The sequence below is a fragment of the Intestinimonas massiliensis (ex Afouda et al. 2020) genome (genome assembly GCF_900626285.1).
Classification (GTDB): Bacteria; Bacillota; Clostridia; order Oscillospirales; family Oscillospiraceae; genus Flavonifractor; species Flavonifractor massiliensis_A.
The window spans coordinates 174,497-190,741 of record NZ_LR131148.1; the positions used below are offsets into that span (position 1 = coordinate 174,497).

Below are 16,245 nucleotides of genomic sequence, written 5' to 3' on the forward strand. Positions count from 1 at the left end.
CGAGGAGTGTGGCACAATGAAGGAATCCATATTACGAATGATCCATTGGTACCGTGATGCGCTTGCCGCGGTGGTGCTGCTGCTCATATTTGCATTTTTCCTTTCGTCCAGCCGTCATATCCAGGTGATGATTGCCTCCAGCGTAGATGCGAAATTTTTCCCCATCGTAATTTGCAGCGTTGGGATCGTTCTGTGCGCCATCAATGTAGCTCTGGGCATTGTCCGGGGCAACAAGCTGCGCAGCAAGGAATCTGAGCAGACTGCTGTGGGGCAGGCCTCTGCGTCGGAGAGAAGCGCCGCGGTAAAATCGGCCCTTTCCATTGTTTCCATTATCGTATATCTGGTATTGATCGAACCCCTGGGATTTATTCTTGCATCTGCCCTGTACCTTTTTGTGCAGATCATGCTTTTGTCAGAGCGGGGCAAGCGCCACCCCATCATTTATGTGGTCATCGCAGTTGCCGTATCTGCCGTTTGCTATCTGTTCTTCCGGAATATTTTCTACCTGATGCTGCCCAGTGGGATCCTTCCGTTTTAAGGGGTGAAGTAGATGCAATTATTTCTTTCCAGCCTAGCTCAAATTATGACGCCGATGATCCTGCTGTATATTCTGCTGGGCGTCGTGATGGGACTGGTTTTCGGAGCAATCCCGGGACTTACAGGGACAATGGCCATTGCCCTGTGCCTTCCGCTTACCTTCGGAATGGATCCGACGACAGCGTTTGCACTTCTGATCGCGCTCTATATTGGAGGTATTTCGGGCGGCCTGGTGTCCGCAATCCTGATCAATATTCCGGGTACGCCGTCTTCTGTGGCCACCACGTTCGATGGTGCGCCAATGGCAAAGAACGGACAGGCCGGGAAGGCGTTGGGTGCGGGTACCTTCTACTCCATGATCGGAAACATATTCGGAATCGCAGTCATGATCTTTGTTGCGCCGCTGCTGGCGCAGGTGGCGCTGAAATTTGGTGTGTATGAATACACCGCGGTGTCCCTGTTTGCACTCTCCCTGGTGTCCGGCCTGGCCGGAAAGTCCATCACAAAGGGTCTTGTGAGCTGTGCGGTCGGTATGCTCCTCGGCTGCTTCGGCGCGGCTCCGATCGACGGCTACGCGCGTTTTACCTTTGGAATCAGCGGTCTGGAAGCGGGCTTTGCCAGCGTTCCCGCGCTGGTTGGCCTGTATGCGCTGAAGGAATTGCTGGCGGAGGCCAAGCCGACCGGAAAAGTCAAGATCCTGAATGTAGATACGCACATCAAGGGCCTTGGATTCAGCAAGAAGGAATTCATCACTCAGATCCCCAACATGTTCCGCTCTGCGCTGATCGGAGCCTGGATCGGCATCCTGCCTGGCATTGGCGGTGCTACGGCCAATATCATGGCCTATGGTATTGCCAAGAAACGCTCCAAGTATCCGGAGAAATTCGGGACCGGCATCATTGACGGTGTTGTGGCCTCGGAAACCGCGAATAACGCTACCATTGGCGGCGCCATGATCCCGCTGCTGACTCTTGGTATTCCGGGAGACGCCGTAACCGCGATCCTGCTGGGCACCTTTACCATTCATGGCCTTCAGCCCGGTCCTCTCTTTTTCAGCCAGAACTACGACCTGATCTATACGATTTTTGCAGCGATGGTCGTAGCCAGTATCGTTACGTTCCTGGTACAGTTTTTCGGTATGCGCGGCTTCATCAAAGTCTTGAAGCTGCCCAAGCACATTCTGCTCCCCATCGTGATTGTCCTTTGTGTTGTGGGCTCTTTCGGCGTGAATAACAGACTGTTTGATGCGTGGGTGCTGATCATCTTCGGCCTGATCGGATATGCCATGAGCAAGTTCGATTACCCGCTGGCGCCCATTATCCTGGGCTTTATCCTTGGGCCGATTACCGAGACCTATCTGCGCCGCGGACTTCAGCTGAGCAAGGGCAGCTTCCTTCCCTTCCTGACCCGGCCTATTTCTGGCGTCTTTATCGTACTTACGGTTGCCTTTATCGCGCTGACTGTGATTAACGGCATCAGAAAGAGTAAGCGTACCGAAGCGAAGAATGTGTGACAACAGAGAAGCCGCCGCGCATTGCACGGCGGCTTCTTCATTGACAGGAGGAGATGTTACGTGATTCAAAAGAAAGCGATTCTTACCGCGGCTATCAGCGGCGCGGTACATACGGCCGAGATGAGCCCGTACCTTCCGATTACGCCGGCGGAGATAATCAGCCAGTCGGTCGAGGCATATGAAGCGGGAGCTGCTGTCGTTCATATCCATGCCAGAGATCCTGAAACGGGAGAACCGACCTCTGATCTGGAAGTCATGGGGGAAATCATAGCGGGAATCAAACGCCGGTGCGATGTCGTGATCTGCATTACGACCGGAGCCAGTCAAATGATGACCACCCAGGAACGGCTGGCTGTGGTGCCCAGATTTCAGCCGGAACTGGCCTCCTGCAATGCGGGGTCCATGAATTTCGTACTTGCCGGACTTGTGGACCATCTGCCGGACGGAAGTCCCGAGTGGGCGAGGCGGTATCTTGGGGGCACCTATGATAATGTGTTTTCCAATACTTACCTGGGGCTGGAAACCTATATCCGCACCATGCAGGAAAATGGGACTGTTCCGGAATTTGAAGTATATGACGCTGGCATGATCAATAATATCGCCTATTTCCAGCGAAAGGGGATTCTGACCGCTCCGATCTATATCCAGTTTGTTTTGGGCATACAGGGAGGACTTCCGGCGACCGTGGACAATCTGGTATTCCTGCGGACGACGGCTGAACGTCAGCTCGGCAGCTTCCATTGGTCTGTGGCCGCGGCCGGAAAAGCACAGTTCCCCATTGCGGCGGCAGGGCTGGCAATGGGAGGAGGCGTCCGGGTCGGGTTGGAGGACAATCTTTATATCCGGCCCCACGAATTGGCCAAGTCAAATGCGCAGCAGATTCAGGCGGTGGCTGAGATCGTAAAAATTCTGGGCCGGGAACCCGCTGCTCCGGAAGAGGCACGTCAAATTTTAGGGCTCAAGGGTTCCTCCCAAACTCATTATTAAAATATCAGAATCAAACAGGAGGGTATATATGAAGACGGATCAATGGGAGCATATTGTTTCCCGCCTTACCACGCTGCTCCATCTGCAGAATACGCCGGTTGGAATGAAATGGATTGAAACGGAGGAAGAACTCGCGCAGATTCCCCGCCTGCGGACCCACGAAAAGCATCTCCCACCCTGCGTAATTGTAAGTCAGGCGGTACAATTCAACTGGACCAGTGCGTGCAGGTACGAAAATTTCCATGCGGATTATTGCCGCTGTATCAATGGGTTTGCCGAGCCTGATGATCGCTGGAATTCTGGAAAGATGTTCGACAAGGTATGGCTCGACAATGCGGAGGCAGCACAGGCGCACAACCGTGCATTACTGCGGGTTCCCGCAAAATATGTTGCGCTTGTGGCATCGCCGCTGACCGCAGGCCGGATTGATCCGGATGTGTGCGTGCTGTACACCAACATTTCTCAGGCCTTTTTGCCGATGGCCGGCTACCAGTACAAGTCCTACGAAAAACTGGAATTTACCTTTGTCGGGGAATCCACGTGTTCCGACTCGTGGGTTAAGACCTTTTTGACGGGGAAACCGGCCCTGGCACTTCCATGTTATGCGGACAGAAAATTCGCTGGCATCAGCGAACATGATCTGCGGCTTACATTTACGCCTGAAGGGTTGGAACGGGCACTGGAAGGCGCGGAAGGCCTGTTCCGAAACGGATTGCGCTATCCGATTGCATCATACAGCCTGACGAGCGACATTCTGGAAGGACTGCCCAAACACTATCTGAACTTTTAGGCGGTATCATGCGGAAAAACCAGGCCCCGTATGCCCGCCGTATAAGGACAAACCATGTCGGAATACAGTGGGACCAGGAGGTGTGACCTATGTTTCCAGCCTGGATCCTGCTGACCCTCAATCATCTGTTTTTTACCCTGCGGCTCTCCGGCGGGGCGGCCAGCTCCTTTCCCCGGCCCCTGAAGGCGGAGGAGGAGCGGCAATGCCTGGAGCTGGCCGCACAGGGCGACCTGGAGGCCCGCAACAAGCTCATTGAGCACAACCTGCGTCTGGTGGCCCACATCATCAAAAAGTATTACACCCCCAACGGGGACCAGGACGATCTGATCTCCATTGGGACCATCGGACTGATCAAGGGGATCTCCACCTTCAGGCCGGACAAGAAGGTGCGGCTTGCCACCTATGCGTCCCGATGCATTGAAAATGCTACCCTATCGTAGCGGACCTTTTGCCCCTTCATGTGGCGGATCGCACCGACTTAAGGGATAAATGGCGTGTGTTTTGCCAACCTACGGAACGCATGGTAGTCATGACACGCTATGCTCTCAATGTGGTCAGTTACGCGCCCCTCTACATCCACAGTTTCCGGCTTGTCCAGCCCCACACGCTGGTGGAGGCGGAGAAGTTCAATCTCCACTACACAGATCCATCCCAAATCGACAATATAGCGGACAAGCTGCGGTGGTACCGATACCAGCATGGTCTGCTGCAAAGAGATGTGGCAGACTCCGCCGGTCTGGATCGTAGTACATATTCCGGCTATGAGAATACCCTGCGGGACTACTACCCCATTGAGAAGATGGAGAAGATCGCGGAGCTGTTCGCCGTGCCGGTCACGGATTTGCTGGACGAGTTTAATTTGTTCCTCTACCATGGGCAGGGACAGCAGATCAAAGAAATGCGCCGGCGGCGTCAGATGACCCAGGCAGAATATGCCAGGCGGCTGGGTGTCCCACTTGGTACGCTGCAAGCATGGGAGCAGGACAGAGTACAGATCTGCAAACAGACATGGCGCAGACTGAAAATCAGAGGATAACACAAAGGGATGGGGTCACACCCCATCCCTTTGCTGATGTATTCGTTTGATTGCCTCAATCAACTCCGCTTTCTGCTCCACGGGGCAGGGCATGGCTTTGATTTGTTCCATGACTGTCTGCGCATGGACGGCAGCAACTTTCTTGGAAAGTTCTTCCTGCTTTTCCGGAGTTTTCGGATAATGCATGATAACGCCCAACGCACATACCCTCCTCCTTGGCAATGAAGTATATGCGTCAATGCTTGTCCTTCATGTCCTTTGCGGACAGGGAAGCAAGGTAGACGTTGGTCACATCCGCCCGCTCATGGCCCAGCAGCCGGGACACCGTGAAGTGGGCGTCCAGAGCGCCCATGCCTTTGTCCATCAATTCCTTATACTTCTCCGCCGCAAAGGTGTGGCGAAGTCCGTGAAAGGTCAGGGGAGGATCAGATTTTACTTGAATGCTGCTTCGATGCGCCGCGATGAACAGTTGCAGGCGGTGGATGGCCTGGTCGGTGGGCATATCGTCCGGCACCAGCAACTTGTGGCCCCGCGGGGTGCGCACCAGCTGACGCCGCAAGGCAATGGAAATTTGCTCATTGATGGGGACGGTGCGGATCTTGCCGCCCTTGCCCTTGACGGTGACAGCATTCTCCCGAAGGGCCTGCTCTGCTGCGGCGGTGTCGATACGGAAACACTCGTGGATGCGGAGCCCAGCGTAACGGGCCAGGTAGAGAGCCAGAATGTAATCCCAGCGCTCCTCGGCCAGGGCCCTGCCCAGCATATGGTTGAACTCCTCTGTGCTCCAGGTGCGGTCCACACCGCCGAAGCGCCGGCGCTCCAGTTCGACTCCCAGTGTGCTGTTGGTGGGCAGCACATATTTGGGGTTGCTCATTTTGTCATGGAAGAAGCGAATGGCTGCCAAATCCGTTTTTATGGTGGAAGCCGACTTCCCATGCTCCTGTAAATATAGCACATAGCCAACCAGGTGTTTGCCGCTGATATTGCTCAGTTTCTGAAGGTGGTACTCGTCGGCCAGGTAGCCGCAGAACCGCTTGCACGCCTCGTAATAGCGATCCTTAGTGCGGAAACTGCCCTGACGATTATGGCGGGCCAGTTTGTTCAACTGGCTCACCAGGGCCAGGTAGAGACCCTTGTTTTGAATGGATCGTGTCATATCGTAAAATACTCCTTTTCTTTCATAGGTAGTTCAGATGGGCGTAGTTCGCCCCTTGGCAGAGCCGTCTGTTTCCGCCGGATCTCCAGGAAAATGTTCCTGGAGCCTGGGGGTGACCGCTTCGGAATCTCTTGCAGCAGAGGCGTTTCCCTGAAGCGAACAATAAACGGCGAATATCTGTCTCTTTTTCAGTTTGAACCAGGTCAGTACGAGCGCAGTATGGGGATAGACCCTGCCATCGGAGGGCATTGCTCCAATGACGACTGCCGACACAACCGCTGAAGCTCGGCTGCAAGCTGCGGTAAAGAACCACAGCCTGCGTGTGTCTGTTGATCCCTCCGGCTGGGATCGGGAGAATTGCGTCCTCTTTGCTGCCGAACCGGCACTGTGCCGGAACAAAGAGGGGTGAGCCTGCTGCTACAGGCTCCGAGGTGCAGCACCCCAAGTCACTCCGCGCACCTCGACGCGGAGAAGGGGGACGGCCATGTTTTAGAATAAGTTCTTCTGGCACCTTACCGCAGACTGGCAGGGTCTGGGGCAACTCCCAACGGGAGTGCGGGGCTATGAACGCACAAAAAGAGGGTGCGAAAAGTTCTTTCTGTGCCTGATCCAAACAGGCAGCAAACTTTTCGCACCCTCAAACAAGTGCTCGTATTCTTTCTCATGGCCATCCGAAGAAGTCAACATCTTCGGCACAGCACCACAGCATCAAAGGAAAAGACAGCCGATGAACATGATTCCCTTGTTGTCCACGGAAACGGAGACAACAGCCGCAGGGCATTGCCCTGGCGGAAAACGGCTGAAACGTACAAACCTAACAGCGTGCGCAATGCGAGATGCCCCTCTCGCTCACAGGTGAATCTGCCCCGGAGTTCCACCGAGTACGCGCAAAGAATCAATCATAATTTTTATATACCACAATATATTGTGTTTGTCAATACAATTAAACCATATATAATGTTAACTGGAAAATTTTCTCGACTTTATTCGACAGGAAATCAAAGCCGCCTCCACAACTTATGTGTGGAAGCGGCTTTATGCCGGATCATCCGGGACATATTTGGCAATGTCTCCGATCTCGCAGGACAGTACGGCACACAACTTGTTCAAAGTCTTGGTCTCCATATTATCGTTGGCCCGGAGACGGCGGATAGTTTTGCTGTCAATGCCGCATTTTTCTCTCAACTGATAGGTGGAGACGCCTTTTTCCTTCATCAACACCCATAAATTATCAAATACGATCATCTGCATCCCCCCATCATTGACACCATACAGTATGGGGGTTATAATCCGCATTATTAAGGGGATATAATCCCCATATACAATGCGGGAGATGATTTTTTGAAGAAAGCAAGAAAAGCCTGTGCGTTCACCGGTCACCGCCCGAAAAAACTCCCCTGGGGCTACGATGAGGAAGATGTGCGGTGCGTCGTACTGAAAGTTGCGTTGGAGCGGCAGATTTGTTCGCTGGTTCAAGAGGGAGTGACGGATTTCCTCTCCGGCATGGCTGAAGGAGTTGACCTGCTGGCGGCGGAAATTGTTTTGAATCTGCGGGCGGAGTATCCCTGCATCAAACTGCACTGCATTCTTCCCTATAAGGGGCAGGAAACGGAGTGGTCCGCTGCGTCCCAGGCCCGGTATCACGCCATTCTGGCGCAGGCGGATTCCATCATCTATGTCAGCCGGATGTTCCGGAAAAATTGTATGCTGGAGCGCAACCACTTTCTGGTCGTTCATTCTGATGTTCTGCTGGCCGTCTATAACGGAGAGTATCGGGGCGGCACAGTGGCGACCATACGCTACGCGCAGAAATTGGGACACAGCGTGATTATCCTTGACCCCAACGAAATAAATTGAGCACACTCAAAATTGAAAATCTGACTGAATGGAGTTGTAAGATTTAACTGAATAGAGTATAATGATTTCACTGAATCATTGAGGTGACTGCCATGGACAAACAAATCTATAAGCCCCGCATTATCGATCTTCAGGTGGAAGAATACCTGTCCGCCTTCGGTGCCGTCTGCGTGGAGGGGCCGAAATGGTGCGGCAAGACCTGGACTTCCTCCTATCACAGCAAGAGCGAGATCTATATTGGTGACCCTGCCGGCAACTTTCAGAACCGTCAGTTGGCGGAACTGTCCCCCGCTCTGGTGCTGGAGGGAGAGACGCCCCGGCTGATCGACGAGTGGCAGGAAGTACCACCTCTTTGGGACGCGGTGCGCTATAAAGTGGATCAGACAGCGCAAAAGGGGCAGTTCATCCTCACCGGCTCCGCCACCCCTAACCACAAGGGGATTCTCCACAGCGGCGCGGGACGGATCGCCCGACTGCGGATGCGCCCAATGTCTCTGTGGGAATCCGGGGACTCCAGCGGCAAGGTATCCTTGGAGCAGTTATGCCAGGGGAAACTGACCCCCGTCATGACCGGCGAGGTGGATTTGAAAAAGTTGATCGAACTGATTATTCGGGGCGGTTGGCCGGGAAGTCTGGGCTTGACTTCGGAGCAGGCGGCGCTGCTTCCCGCCCAATACCTGGACGCTGTCATCGATGATGATGTGTACCGAATTGACGGCGTGAAGAGGGATACCCAGAAAATGCGCCTGCTGCTGCGCTCTCTGGCCCGGAATGAGAGTACCACCGTCACCAATAAAACGCTGATGAAGGACATCAAGGCGGTGGACGACGAGGATATTGACGGCAACACGGTGGCAGCCTACCTGGACATCTTCAAGCGGCTGTTTATTACGGACAATCAGCCGCCCTTCTCCTCCGGCATCCGTTCCTCTGTACGGGTGAAGCAGGCAGAGAAACGGCACTTTTCTGACCCATCGTTGGCCTGCGCGCTGCTGAAGGCCACACCTGCCAGCCTGCTGGGGGATCTGGAGACCCTGGGCTTCCTATTTGAGGCTTTGTGCGAGCGGGATCTGCGGATTTATGCCGAGTCTTTCGGGGCGCAGCTCTACCACTACCAGGACTATAAAAACCAGGAGATTGATGCAGTGGTCGAGTTGCCGGACGGCCAGTGGTGCGCCTTCGAGATCAAACTGGGAGCCAATCAGATTGACGCTGCGGCGGAAAATCTGCTGGAAATTAAAAAGCAAATTGAGGACGACCCCAAAGGCAAGCCGCCCGCAGTTTTGTGCGTCCTGTGCGGCATGGCCAATGCGGCCTACCAGCGGCCGGACGGGGTGTTCGTGGTGCCTGTTACTGCATTAAAAAATTGATTATTTTTACCCGCTCGGAACTCTCTCAATAACAGTTTGATACAAGGAGAACAACATGAAAAGCAACTTTGCATTTCTAAGTAAAGATTTTCCTGTGTTATTTAACTTTGGCCAGTTGGCAGAAGAATACTATTACAGCGATTCCAACTCCTGCTTGATGAAATTGGGGATGATTGGTGAGACCATCGTCAACCTGATGTTCACCTATGACCGGATTCCGCTTCCAGCTGATAATACAGCAGTAAAGCGGATTGACACCCTCTACCGTGAGGGCTTATTGACGCAGGATCTGGTGGATATTCTGCATGCCCTGCGCAAGGTGCGCAATAAAGCGGTTCACGAAAATTATGCTTCTGTGGCTGATGGAAAGGCGCTTCTGCCCATGGCGCACAGTCTGTGTGAATGGTTCATGCAGACCTATGGCGACTGGAACTATCAGCACCATGAATTTGTGATGCCCGCTCCGCAGCAGGCAAAGACCGTGGACAAGGCGGCGGAAGAACATACCGAAACTCGCTTGGCCCAGGAGGCGGAAGAAAAAGCTGCACAGGCGGAAACTATTTCCAAAGACACCCGCCGCCAGCGGGCCAGCCAGACAGCCAGTCAGCGCCAAAGAACTGAGGCCGAGACGCGGTTCCTCATTGACCAGCAACTTCGACAAGTGGGCTGGGAGGCCGATACCGAGAATCTGCGTTTCTCCAAGGGAACTCGTCCCGTCAAGGGCCGTAATCTTGCGATTGCCGAGTGGCCAACTGATTCCACCGTAGGAAATCATGGCCGTGCTGATTATGCCCTTTTTATTGGACTGCAGTTTGTCGGTATCATTGAGGCAAAAGCAGAACACAAGGACATTCCCTCCGTGATCGACTATCAGGGGAAAGACTATCCCAGAAATATTCGTGCCGCAGATGCGCAGTACCAAATTGGGACCTGGGGCAGTTATAAAGTGCCATTTACCTTTGCAACCAATGGTAGGCCGTACTTAGAGCAGTATAAAACAAAGTCAGGCATTTGGTTTCTGGATCTCCGCCGGTCCTCCAACGTGCCGAAGGCTCTGCGGGGATGGATGAGCCCAGAAAACCTGTTGGATATGCTGGGTAAGGACATCGACGCCGGCAATCGGGCGTTGGAGCAGATGCCCTTTGATCTGCTGCGGGACAAAGACGGGCTGAACCTCCGCGACTATCAGCTGCGGGCCATCCAGGCAGCGGAACAGGCTATCATAGACGGGAAAAATACAGCTCTGCTGGCCATGGCGACCGGAACTGGTAAGACCCGGACAGTGTTGGGCATGATCTATCGTTTCTTGAAAACAGGTCGTTTCAAACGCATCCTATTCCTGGTGGATCGCACCGCTCTGGGGGAACAGGCACTGGATGTTTTCAAAGAGGTCAAACTGGAGGAGCTGATGCCCCTGGCCGACATCTATAACATCAAGGGACTGGAAGACAAAGAGATTGAGCGTGAGACCCGCATCCAGGTTGCCACTGTACAGGGGATGGTGAAACGCGTCCTATACAATGACGGGGAAACCATGCCTGCGGTCAGCGACTATGACCTAATCATTGTAGATGAGGCCCACCGGGGCTACCTTTTGGACAAAGAGATGGGAGACACCGAACTTCTCTACCGGGATCAGAGGGACTATCAGAGCAAATACCGCAGCGTGATCGAGTATTTCGATGCGGTGAAAATTGCTCTGACCGCTACCCCTGCTCTCCAGACCACCGAGATTTTCGGCCAGCCGGTTTTCAAATACACCTACCGGGAAGCAGTCATCGAGGGTTATCTGGTGGATTATGATGCACCCCATCGTATTGAAACGGAGTTAAGCCAAAAAGGAATTCATTATAAAATCGGCGACACGGTTGCCATTTTCGATCCTGTGACGGGAGAGATCACCAACAGCGAACTGCTGAACGATGAATTGGATTTCGATGTGGAGCAGTTCAACAAGAAGGTCATCACCCGTCCCTTTAATGAGACCGTGTTGGCCGAGATTGCCAAAGACATCGACCCGGAAAATCCGGAGGAACAGGGCAAAACCCTCATCTATGCTGTGGATGACCAACATGCCGACATGATCGTGGACATCCTCAAGAATATCTATGCGGAATATGGCGTGGATAATGATGCGATTATGAAGATCACCGGCAGCGTAGGCGGCGGCAATCCCAAAAAGGTGCAGGAGGCCATCAAGCGGTTCAAGAATGAGAGATATCCCAGCATTGCCGTTACCGTGGACCTTCTGACCACCGGCATCGATGTTCCGGAGATCACCAATCTGGTGTTTCTGCGTCGGGTAAAATCCCGCATTCTGTTTGAACAGATGCTGGGCCGTGCCACCCGTCTGTGCCCCAAGATTCATAAGACCCATTTTGAGATTTATGACCCCGTGGGCGTCTACGAATCTCTGGATGCGGTCAATACCATGAAACCGGTGGTAGCCAATCCATCTGCTTCCTTTGGACAACTGCTGGACGGTCTTGAGGTGCTGGAAGACGAAAAGCAGATCGAGTACCAGATTGACCAGATCATCGCCAAACTCCAGCGGAAAAAGCGGAAGTTGGATGGCAATACCATGGAGCATTTTGTCAGCATGACCGGCGGCATGGATCCCACTCAGTTTATTCAGCAGTTGGAGCAGGAGCCGCCCCAGCAGGCCCGTAACCATATTTTGGCCCATCGGGATCTTTTTGAACTGCTTGGAGAGACCCGGGCTAACGGCGGACGCCCGGTGGTTATCTCCGACGCGCCTGATGAGCTGGTCAGCCACACCCGTGGCTATGGTACCGGCAGCCGCCCAGAGGACTATCTGGATGCCTTTGCAGACTATGTAAAAACCAATCTCAACGAGATTGCAGCACTGAACATCGTCTGCACCCGGCCAAAGGAGCTGACCCGGGAAAGTTTAAAGGATCTGCGCCTGACGCTGGATCGGGAGGGCTTTACCATCCAGCAGCTCAACACCGCCATATCGGAGCTGACCAATGAGGAGATGGCGGCAGATATCATCAGCTTGATTCGCCGGTATGCCATTGGTTCCACCCTCATCAGCCATGAAGCCCGTATCCGCCGGGCGGTGGACAAGCTAAAAAAGGCCCACAAATTCACCGCCATCGAGCAAAAGTGGATTGGCCGCATGGAAAAGTACCTCTTGGAGGAATCCGTACTCAATGTGGGCGTGTTTGATGAAGACACCCGCTTCAGAAGTGAGGGTGGGTTCAAGAAGATTGACCGAATTTTCCAAAACAAGTTAGAGAGCATCGTGCTGGAACTCAATGAGTACCTATACGACGATGGAGGAAGAAGCGCTTGATAGAAAATAAGGAATTGAAAACGGAAGAAAAGCGCATTGGGGAACTGGCGCTTCGCACAGCTCAATGGTGTAATGCCAGTCTATATCAATTTAGACGCTTCGTGGATGCAATAGAGCGAGACAATGGAAAAGAACCTTGGGATCAAGATGAGAACACCAGTTTATTACATGCAGACAGTATGTTCTTAATTACGGCAGTATATCAAACAATCTGTTATTTAGAGGCGCTACAAACCATATTACAAAAGAAAGGCGATGTTTCCTTAAATTCCATATTAAACGCTATTGCTACAAAGGATGAGCGGGAACAGATACGACAGTGGCGTAATATTAATGAACACGAGAGAAACTACATTAAAGGGGACGGCTTCGGGCAAAAACGGCATCCCCGAAATTCAGACGCATTCCTTTCTAACTTCTTTGTGGGCGTTACAGATGGCATGATATACATTAATGGAAACACGAAAGAATTTTACATTGGACGCATTCGGATTGACCATCTGATTTCCCGGATAAAGGAAAATCGCTCTGCCATTTTAGAGCGAACAAAAGAGATTTTTTACACTTACTATTATGGGATTGCACCACAAAACTAAAGTTTATACTTACCGTGGGAGGAACAACCATGACCACACAGGAGATCGTATCCAAGCTCTGGAATCTCTGCAATGTGCTGCGGGATGACGGCATTACCTATCACCAGTATGTCACAGAGCTTACTTATATTCTGTTTTTGAAGATGGCGAAGGAGACTGGTGCAGAAAGCCAGATTCCTGCCGCCTACCGCTGGGATCAACTCACCGCTAAAAGCGGCATTGAGTTGAAAAAGTTCTATAAAGAGCTGCTGGCACACCTGGGCGAAAACTGCACCGGTCGGGTGCGGGAGATCTACCAGGGCTCTTCCACCAACATTGACGAGCCGAAAAACCTGGAAAAGATCATCACCACCATCGACGGTTTGGACTGGTACTCCGCCCGGGAAGAGGGGTTGGGCAACCTCTATGAAGGGCTGTTGGAGAAGAACGCTAATGAGAAAAAGTCCGGCGCGGGTCAGTACTTTACCCCTCGTGTCCTGATTGACGTAATGACTCGGCTCATGAAGCCCCAGCCGGGAGAGCGATGCAACGACCCTGCCTGCGGCACCTTCGGCTTTATGATCGCCGCCCACCAATATGTCAAGGAACATACCGATGATTTTTACGATCTGGATGCAGACCAGGCCAAGTTTGAACGGGAAGAGGCATTCACCGGCTGCGAGTTGGTTCACGACACACACCGTCTGGCTCTGATGAACGCCATGCTCCACGACATCGACGGTCAAATTTTGCTGGCCGATACCCTCTCCAATCAGGGGAAGGCCCTCCACGATTTTGATCTGGTGCTTACCAATCCGCCTTTCGGCACCAAGAAGGGCGGCGAGCGTGCCACCCGGGATGACTTCACCTTCCCCACCAGCAACAAGCAGTTGAACTTTCTCCAGCACATTTACCGTAGCTTGAAGACCAACGGTAAGGCCCGGGCCGCAGTGGTGCTGCCGGACAATGTGCTTTTTGCCGACGGCGACGGCGAGAAAATCCGCTGTGACCTGATGGATAAGTGTGATCTGCACACCATCCTCCGGCTGCCCACCGGTATTTTCTACGCCCAAGGCGTCAAGACCAATGTGCTGTTCTTCACCCGGGGCAAGAGCGATAAGGGCAACACCAAGGAGGTCTGGTTCTACGACCTGCGTACCAATATGCCCAGTTTCGGCAAGACCACCCCGCTGAAAACGGAGCATTTTGCAGACTTTGAGAAGGCCTACGAGGCCGAGGATCGTCATACTGTGCAAGACGAGCGGTGGAGCGTCTTTACCAGAGAGAAGATCGAGGAAAAGGGCAACAGTCTGGATCTGGGTCTTATCCGGGATGACTCGGTGCTGGACTACAACGACTTGCCAGACCCGACGGAGAGTGCGGAGGAGGCTGCCGCCAATCTGGAGGAGGCCGTGGATCTGCTGATGAGCGTGGTGAAGGAGCTGCGGGCACTGGAGGTGCAGGACTGATGGCGAAGAAAAAAGAAATCCTGACACCGGAGGAACGCTTGCAGGCGGCACTGGTGCCGGAGAGTGAACAGCCGTACAAGGTGTCAGCGAATTGGTGTTGGGTTAAATTGTCATCATTATCACAGGTAATTTCAAAAGGTACTACGCCCAAAGGCGGAAAAAGTGCGTATTCTGATCATGGTGTTAAGTTTTTACGGGTAGAGAATATCAATGATGATGGTACAATTTCTCATGAAAACATTGCTTATGTAAGTGAGGAGGTACATTGCACATTTTTAAAAAGATCTATTCTTGAAGAAAATGATATTTTAGTTTCTATTGCTGGAACATTAGGAAAAACTGGCATTGTACGAAGTGTTGATTTACCTATGAACACAAATCAAGCGGTAGCATTTGTACGGATTGCTTTGGATAAAATCAATCGAAGGTATATCAAAAATGCTATTGATAATCCTGTGATTCAAAATTGGCTTATGGGTAAGACCAAAGTCACATCAATCCCCAACTTGACACTTGAAATAATAGGCGAATGTCCTATTCCGCTCCCTCCCTTTGCAGAACAACAGCGCATTGTTGACCGTATTGATAGCCTGTTTACCAAGCTGGACGAGGCCAAACAAAAGGCGCAGGATGCGCTGGACAGCTTTGAAACCCGCAAAGCCGCTATCCTCCACAAAGCCTTCACCGGTGAACTCACCGCCCAGTGGAGAAAAGAGCATGGCGTGGGGATGGAAAGTTGGGAAAATCTCAAAATCGGAACATACGCACAAGTAAAAGGTGGGAAACGGCTTCCCAAGGGACATAAATTAGTTACTGAACGGACGGCACACCCATATCTTCGAATAGCAGATTTTGGTGATGGAACGATAAACGATTCTGATTTGCATTACATAACAGAAGATACCTTTTCTCAAATCAAAAATTATATAATCAACAAGGAAGATGTTTATATCTCTATTGTCGGTAGCATTGGTAAAGCCGGTGTGATACCAGAATCGCTTAACGGAGCCAATTTAACGGAAAATGCAGCAAGAATTATCAGCAGCCGAACTTTGCCACGATATTTAAGTTCTTTCTTATCCTCACCAAAGGCGCAAAATGATATACAAAACCGGATTAGGTCAGCTACTCTTGGAAAATTATCTCTATTGAACATAAAAGATATCGAAACGCCTATTCCATCTATAGAAGAGCAAACCGAAATCATCCGCATCCTCGACAACCTCCTCGCCAAAGAGCAACAGGCCAAGGAAGCCGCCGAAGGAGTGCTAGAGCAGATCGACCTCATCAAAAAAGCCATCCTCGCCCGCGCCTTCCGTGGCGAGCTGGGCACCAATGACCCCAGTGAGGAGAGTGCGGTGGAGCTGGTAAAAAGAGTCTTTGCAGTAGAGCCACCGCCTAAGGCCAGAGCCAAGGCTGTTTCGATTTCGAGGGAAGTTGAAGAACAGCTGAAATCCGAACTGGAACGAAAAATCATTAAATTATACTATTATTTGGATTCTCAGAGTTTACCAATCAACACATTGATGGAAGTCAGCTCCAAAAAATTTGAGGTTCTTGAGAGTATCCGAAATCTGGAGCAGCGGAATATCATAAAAAAGCTACCCAATGGTAACTATAAGTTAGTGAGGTGAAA

General features: G+C 52.1%; 14 protein-coding genes and 1 pseudogene. 12 read left to right on the forward strand and 3 right to left on the reverse strand.

Annotation, left to right across the window (positions count from 1 at the left end):
• Window positions 1–16: 16 nt before the first annotated feature.
• The 6 genes and pseudogenes from E0E41_RS16735 to E0E41_RS16760 all read left to right on the forward strand — a co-directional run bounded on the left by E0E41_RS16735 (window position 17) and on the right by E0E41_RS16760 (window position 4,863).
• Entirely contained in the window at window positions 17–538 is a 522-nt protein-coding gene (locus tag E0E41_RS16735) for a tripartite tricarboxylate transporter TctB family protein (protein ID WP_130871032.1), read from the forward strand.
• Between the two features lie 12 nt (window positions 539–550).
• Window positions 551–2,050, forward strand: coding sequence for a tripartite tricarboxylate transporter permease (locus tag E0E41_RS16740; RefSeq protein WP_130871033.1), 1,500 nt, complete (start codon window positions 551–553; stop codon window positions 2,048–2,050).
• Window positions 2,051–2,110: 60 nt separating this feature from the next.
• Window positions 2,111–3,037, forward strand: coding sequence for a 3-keto-5-aminohexanoate cleavage protein (locus E0E41_RS16745; RefSeq protein WP_130871034.1), 927 nt, complete (start codon window positions 2,111–2,113; stop codon window positions 3,035–3,037).
• A 28-nt stretch (window positions 3,038–3,065) separates the two neighbouring features.
• The gene (locus E0E41_RS16750) at window positions 3,066–3,827 is read left to right on the forward strand and encodes a DUF169 domain-containing protein (RefSeq protein WP_130871035.1); all 762 of its coding nucleotides are present in this window, start codon (window positions 3,066–3,068) and stop codon (window positions 3,825–3,827) included.
• Window positions 3,828–3,916: 89 nt separating this feature from the next.
• Window positions 3,917–4,261, forward strand: a pseudogene (locus E0E41_RS16755) (sigma-70 family RNA polymerase sigma factor); the annotation flags it as partial.
• A gap of 86 nt (window positions 4,262–4,347) precedes the next feature.
• Window positions 4,348–4,863, forward strand: coding sequence for a helix-turn-helix domain-containing protein (locus tag E0E41_RS16760; RefSeq protein ID WP_130871037.1), 516 nt, complete (start codon window positions 4,348–4,350; stop codon window positions 4,861–4,863).
• Between the two features lie 15 nt (window positions 4,864–4,878).
• Here the strand turns inward: E0E41_RS16760 and E0E41_RS16765 are convergent, their stop codons facing one another.
• The 3 genes from E0E41_RS16765 to E0E41_RS16775 all read right to left on the reverse strand — a co-directional run bounded on the left by E0E41_RS16765 (window position 4,879) and on the right by E0E41_RS16775 (window position 7,264).
• The gene (locus E0E41_RS16765; protein ID WP_130871038.1) at window positions 4,879–5,061 is read right to left on the reverse strand and encodes a hypothetical protein; all 183 of its coding nucleotides are present in this window, start codon (window positions 5,059–5,061) and stop codon (window positions 4,879–4,881) included.
• A 37-nt stretch (window positions 5,062–5,098) separates the two neighbouring features.
• Window positions 5,099–6,019, reverse strand: a complete 921-nt coding sequence (locus E0E41_RS16770) for a tyrosine-type recombinase/integrase (protein ID WP_130871039.1) — start codon at window positions 6,017–6,019, stop codon at window positions 5,099–5,101.
• A 1,035-nt stretch (window positions 6,020–7,054) separates the two neighbouring features.
• Window positions 7,055–7,264: a helix-turn-helix domain-containing protein gene (locus tag E0E41_RS16775; RefSeq protein WP_101691877.1), complete on the reverse strand. Its 210-nt coding sequence runs from the start codon at window positions 7,262–7,264 to the stop codon at window positions 7,055–7,057.
• 96 nt (window positions 7,265–7,360) lie between these two features.
• On the opposite strand from E0E41_RS16775, the gene E0E41_RS16780 reads away from it, so the two are divergent.
• The 6 genes from E0E41_RS16780 to E0E41_RS16805 all read left to right on the forward strand — a co-directional run bounded on the left by E0E41_RS16780 (window position 7,361) and on the right by E0E41_RS16805 (window position 16,243).
• The gene (locus E0E41_RS16780) at window positions 7,361–7,876 is read left to right on the forward strand and encodes an SLOG family protein (RefSeq protein ID WP_130871040.1); all 516 of its coding nucleotides are present in this window, start codon (window positions 7,361–7,363) and stop codon (window positions 7,874–7,876) included.
• 92 nt (window positions 7,877–7,968) lie between these two features.
• Window positions 7,969–9,246: an ATP-binding protein gene (locus tag E0E41_RS16785; RefSeq protein WP_130871041.1), complete on the forward strand. Its 1,278-nt coding sequence runs from the start codon at window positions 7,969–7,971 to the stop codon at window positions 9,244–9,246.
• A gap of 55 nt (window positions 9,247–9,301) precedes the next feature.
• The gene (gene hsdR, locus E0E41_RS16790) at window positions 9,302–12,565 is read left to right on the forward strand and encodes a type I restriction-modification system endonuclease (protein WP_130871042.1); all 3,264 of its coding nucleotides are present in this window, start codon (window positions 9,302–9,304) and stop codon (window positions 12,563–12,565) included.
• Entirely contained in the window at window positions 12,562–13,161 is a 600-nt protein-coding gene (locus E0E41_RS16795; RefSeq protein ID WP_130871043.1) for a hypothetical protein, read from the forward strand. Before hsdR ends, E0E41_RS16795 begins: the two co-directional genes overlap by 4 nt.
• A 29-nt stretch (window positions 13,162–13,190) precedes the next feature.
• Entirely contained in the window at window positions 13,191–14,609 is a 1,419-nt protein-coding gene (locus E0E41_RS16800; RefSeq protein ID WP_130871044.1) for an N-6 DNA methylase, read from the forward strand.
• Window positions 14,609–16,243: a restriction endonuclease subunit S gene (locus tag E0E41_RS16805; protein WP_130871045.1), complete on the forward strand. Its 1,635-nt coding sequence runs from the start codon at window positions 14,609–14,611 to the stop codon at window positions 16,241–16,243. The genes E0E41_RS16800 and E0E41_RS16805 overlap by 1 nt, the downstream gene beginning before the upstream one ends.
• Window positions 16,244–16,245: the final 2 nt, after the last annotated feature.

Bases quoted from the DNA above. Each gene is read 5' to 3' on its own strand.
- E0E41_RS16735 (WP_130871032.1), top strand. From the start codon at position 17: ATGAAGGAATCCATATTACGAATGATCCATTGGTACCGTGATGCGCTT.
- E0E41_RS16740 (WP_130871033.1), top strand. From the start codon at position 551: ATGCAATTATTTCTTTCCAGCCTAGCTCAAATTATGACGCCGATGATC.
- E0E41_RS16750 (WP_130871035.1), top strand. From the start codon at position 3,066: ATGAAGACGGATCAATGGGAGCATATTGTTTCCCGCCTTACCACGCTG.
- E0E41_RS16760 (WP_130871037.1), top strand. From the start codon at position 4,348: ATGGTAGTCATGACACGCTATGCTCTCAATGTGGTCAGTTACGCGCCC.
- E0E41_RS16770 (WP_130871039.1), bottom strand. From the start codon at position 6,019: ATGACACGATCCATTCAAAACAAGGGTCTCTACCTGGCCCTGGTGAGC.
- E0E41_RS16775 (WP_101691877.1), bottom strand. From the start codon at position 7,264: ATGATCGTATTTGATAATTTATGGGTGTTGATGAAGGAAAAAGGCGTC.
- E0E41_RS16785 (WP_130871041.1), top strand. From the start codon at position 7,969: ATGGACAAACAAATCTATAAGCCCCGCATTATCGATCTTCAGGTGGAA.
- hsdR (WP_130871042.1), top strand. From the start codon at position 9,302: ATGAAAAGCAACTTTGCATTTCTAAGTAAAGATTTTCCTGTGTTATTT.
- E0E41_RS16800 (WP_130871044.1), top strand. From the start codon at position 13,191: ATGACCACACAGGAGATCGTATCCAAGCTCTGGAATCTCTGCAATGTG.
- E0E41_RS16805 (WP_130871045.1), top strand. From the start codon at position 14,609: ATGGCGAAGAAAAAAGAAATCCTGACACCGGAGGAACGCTTGCAGGCG.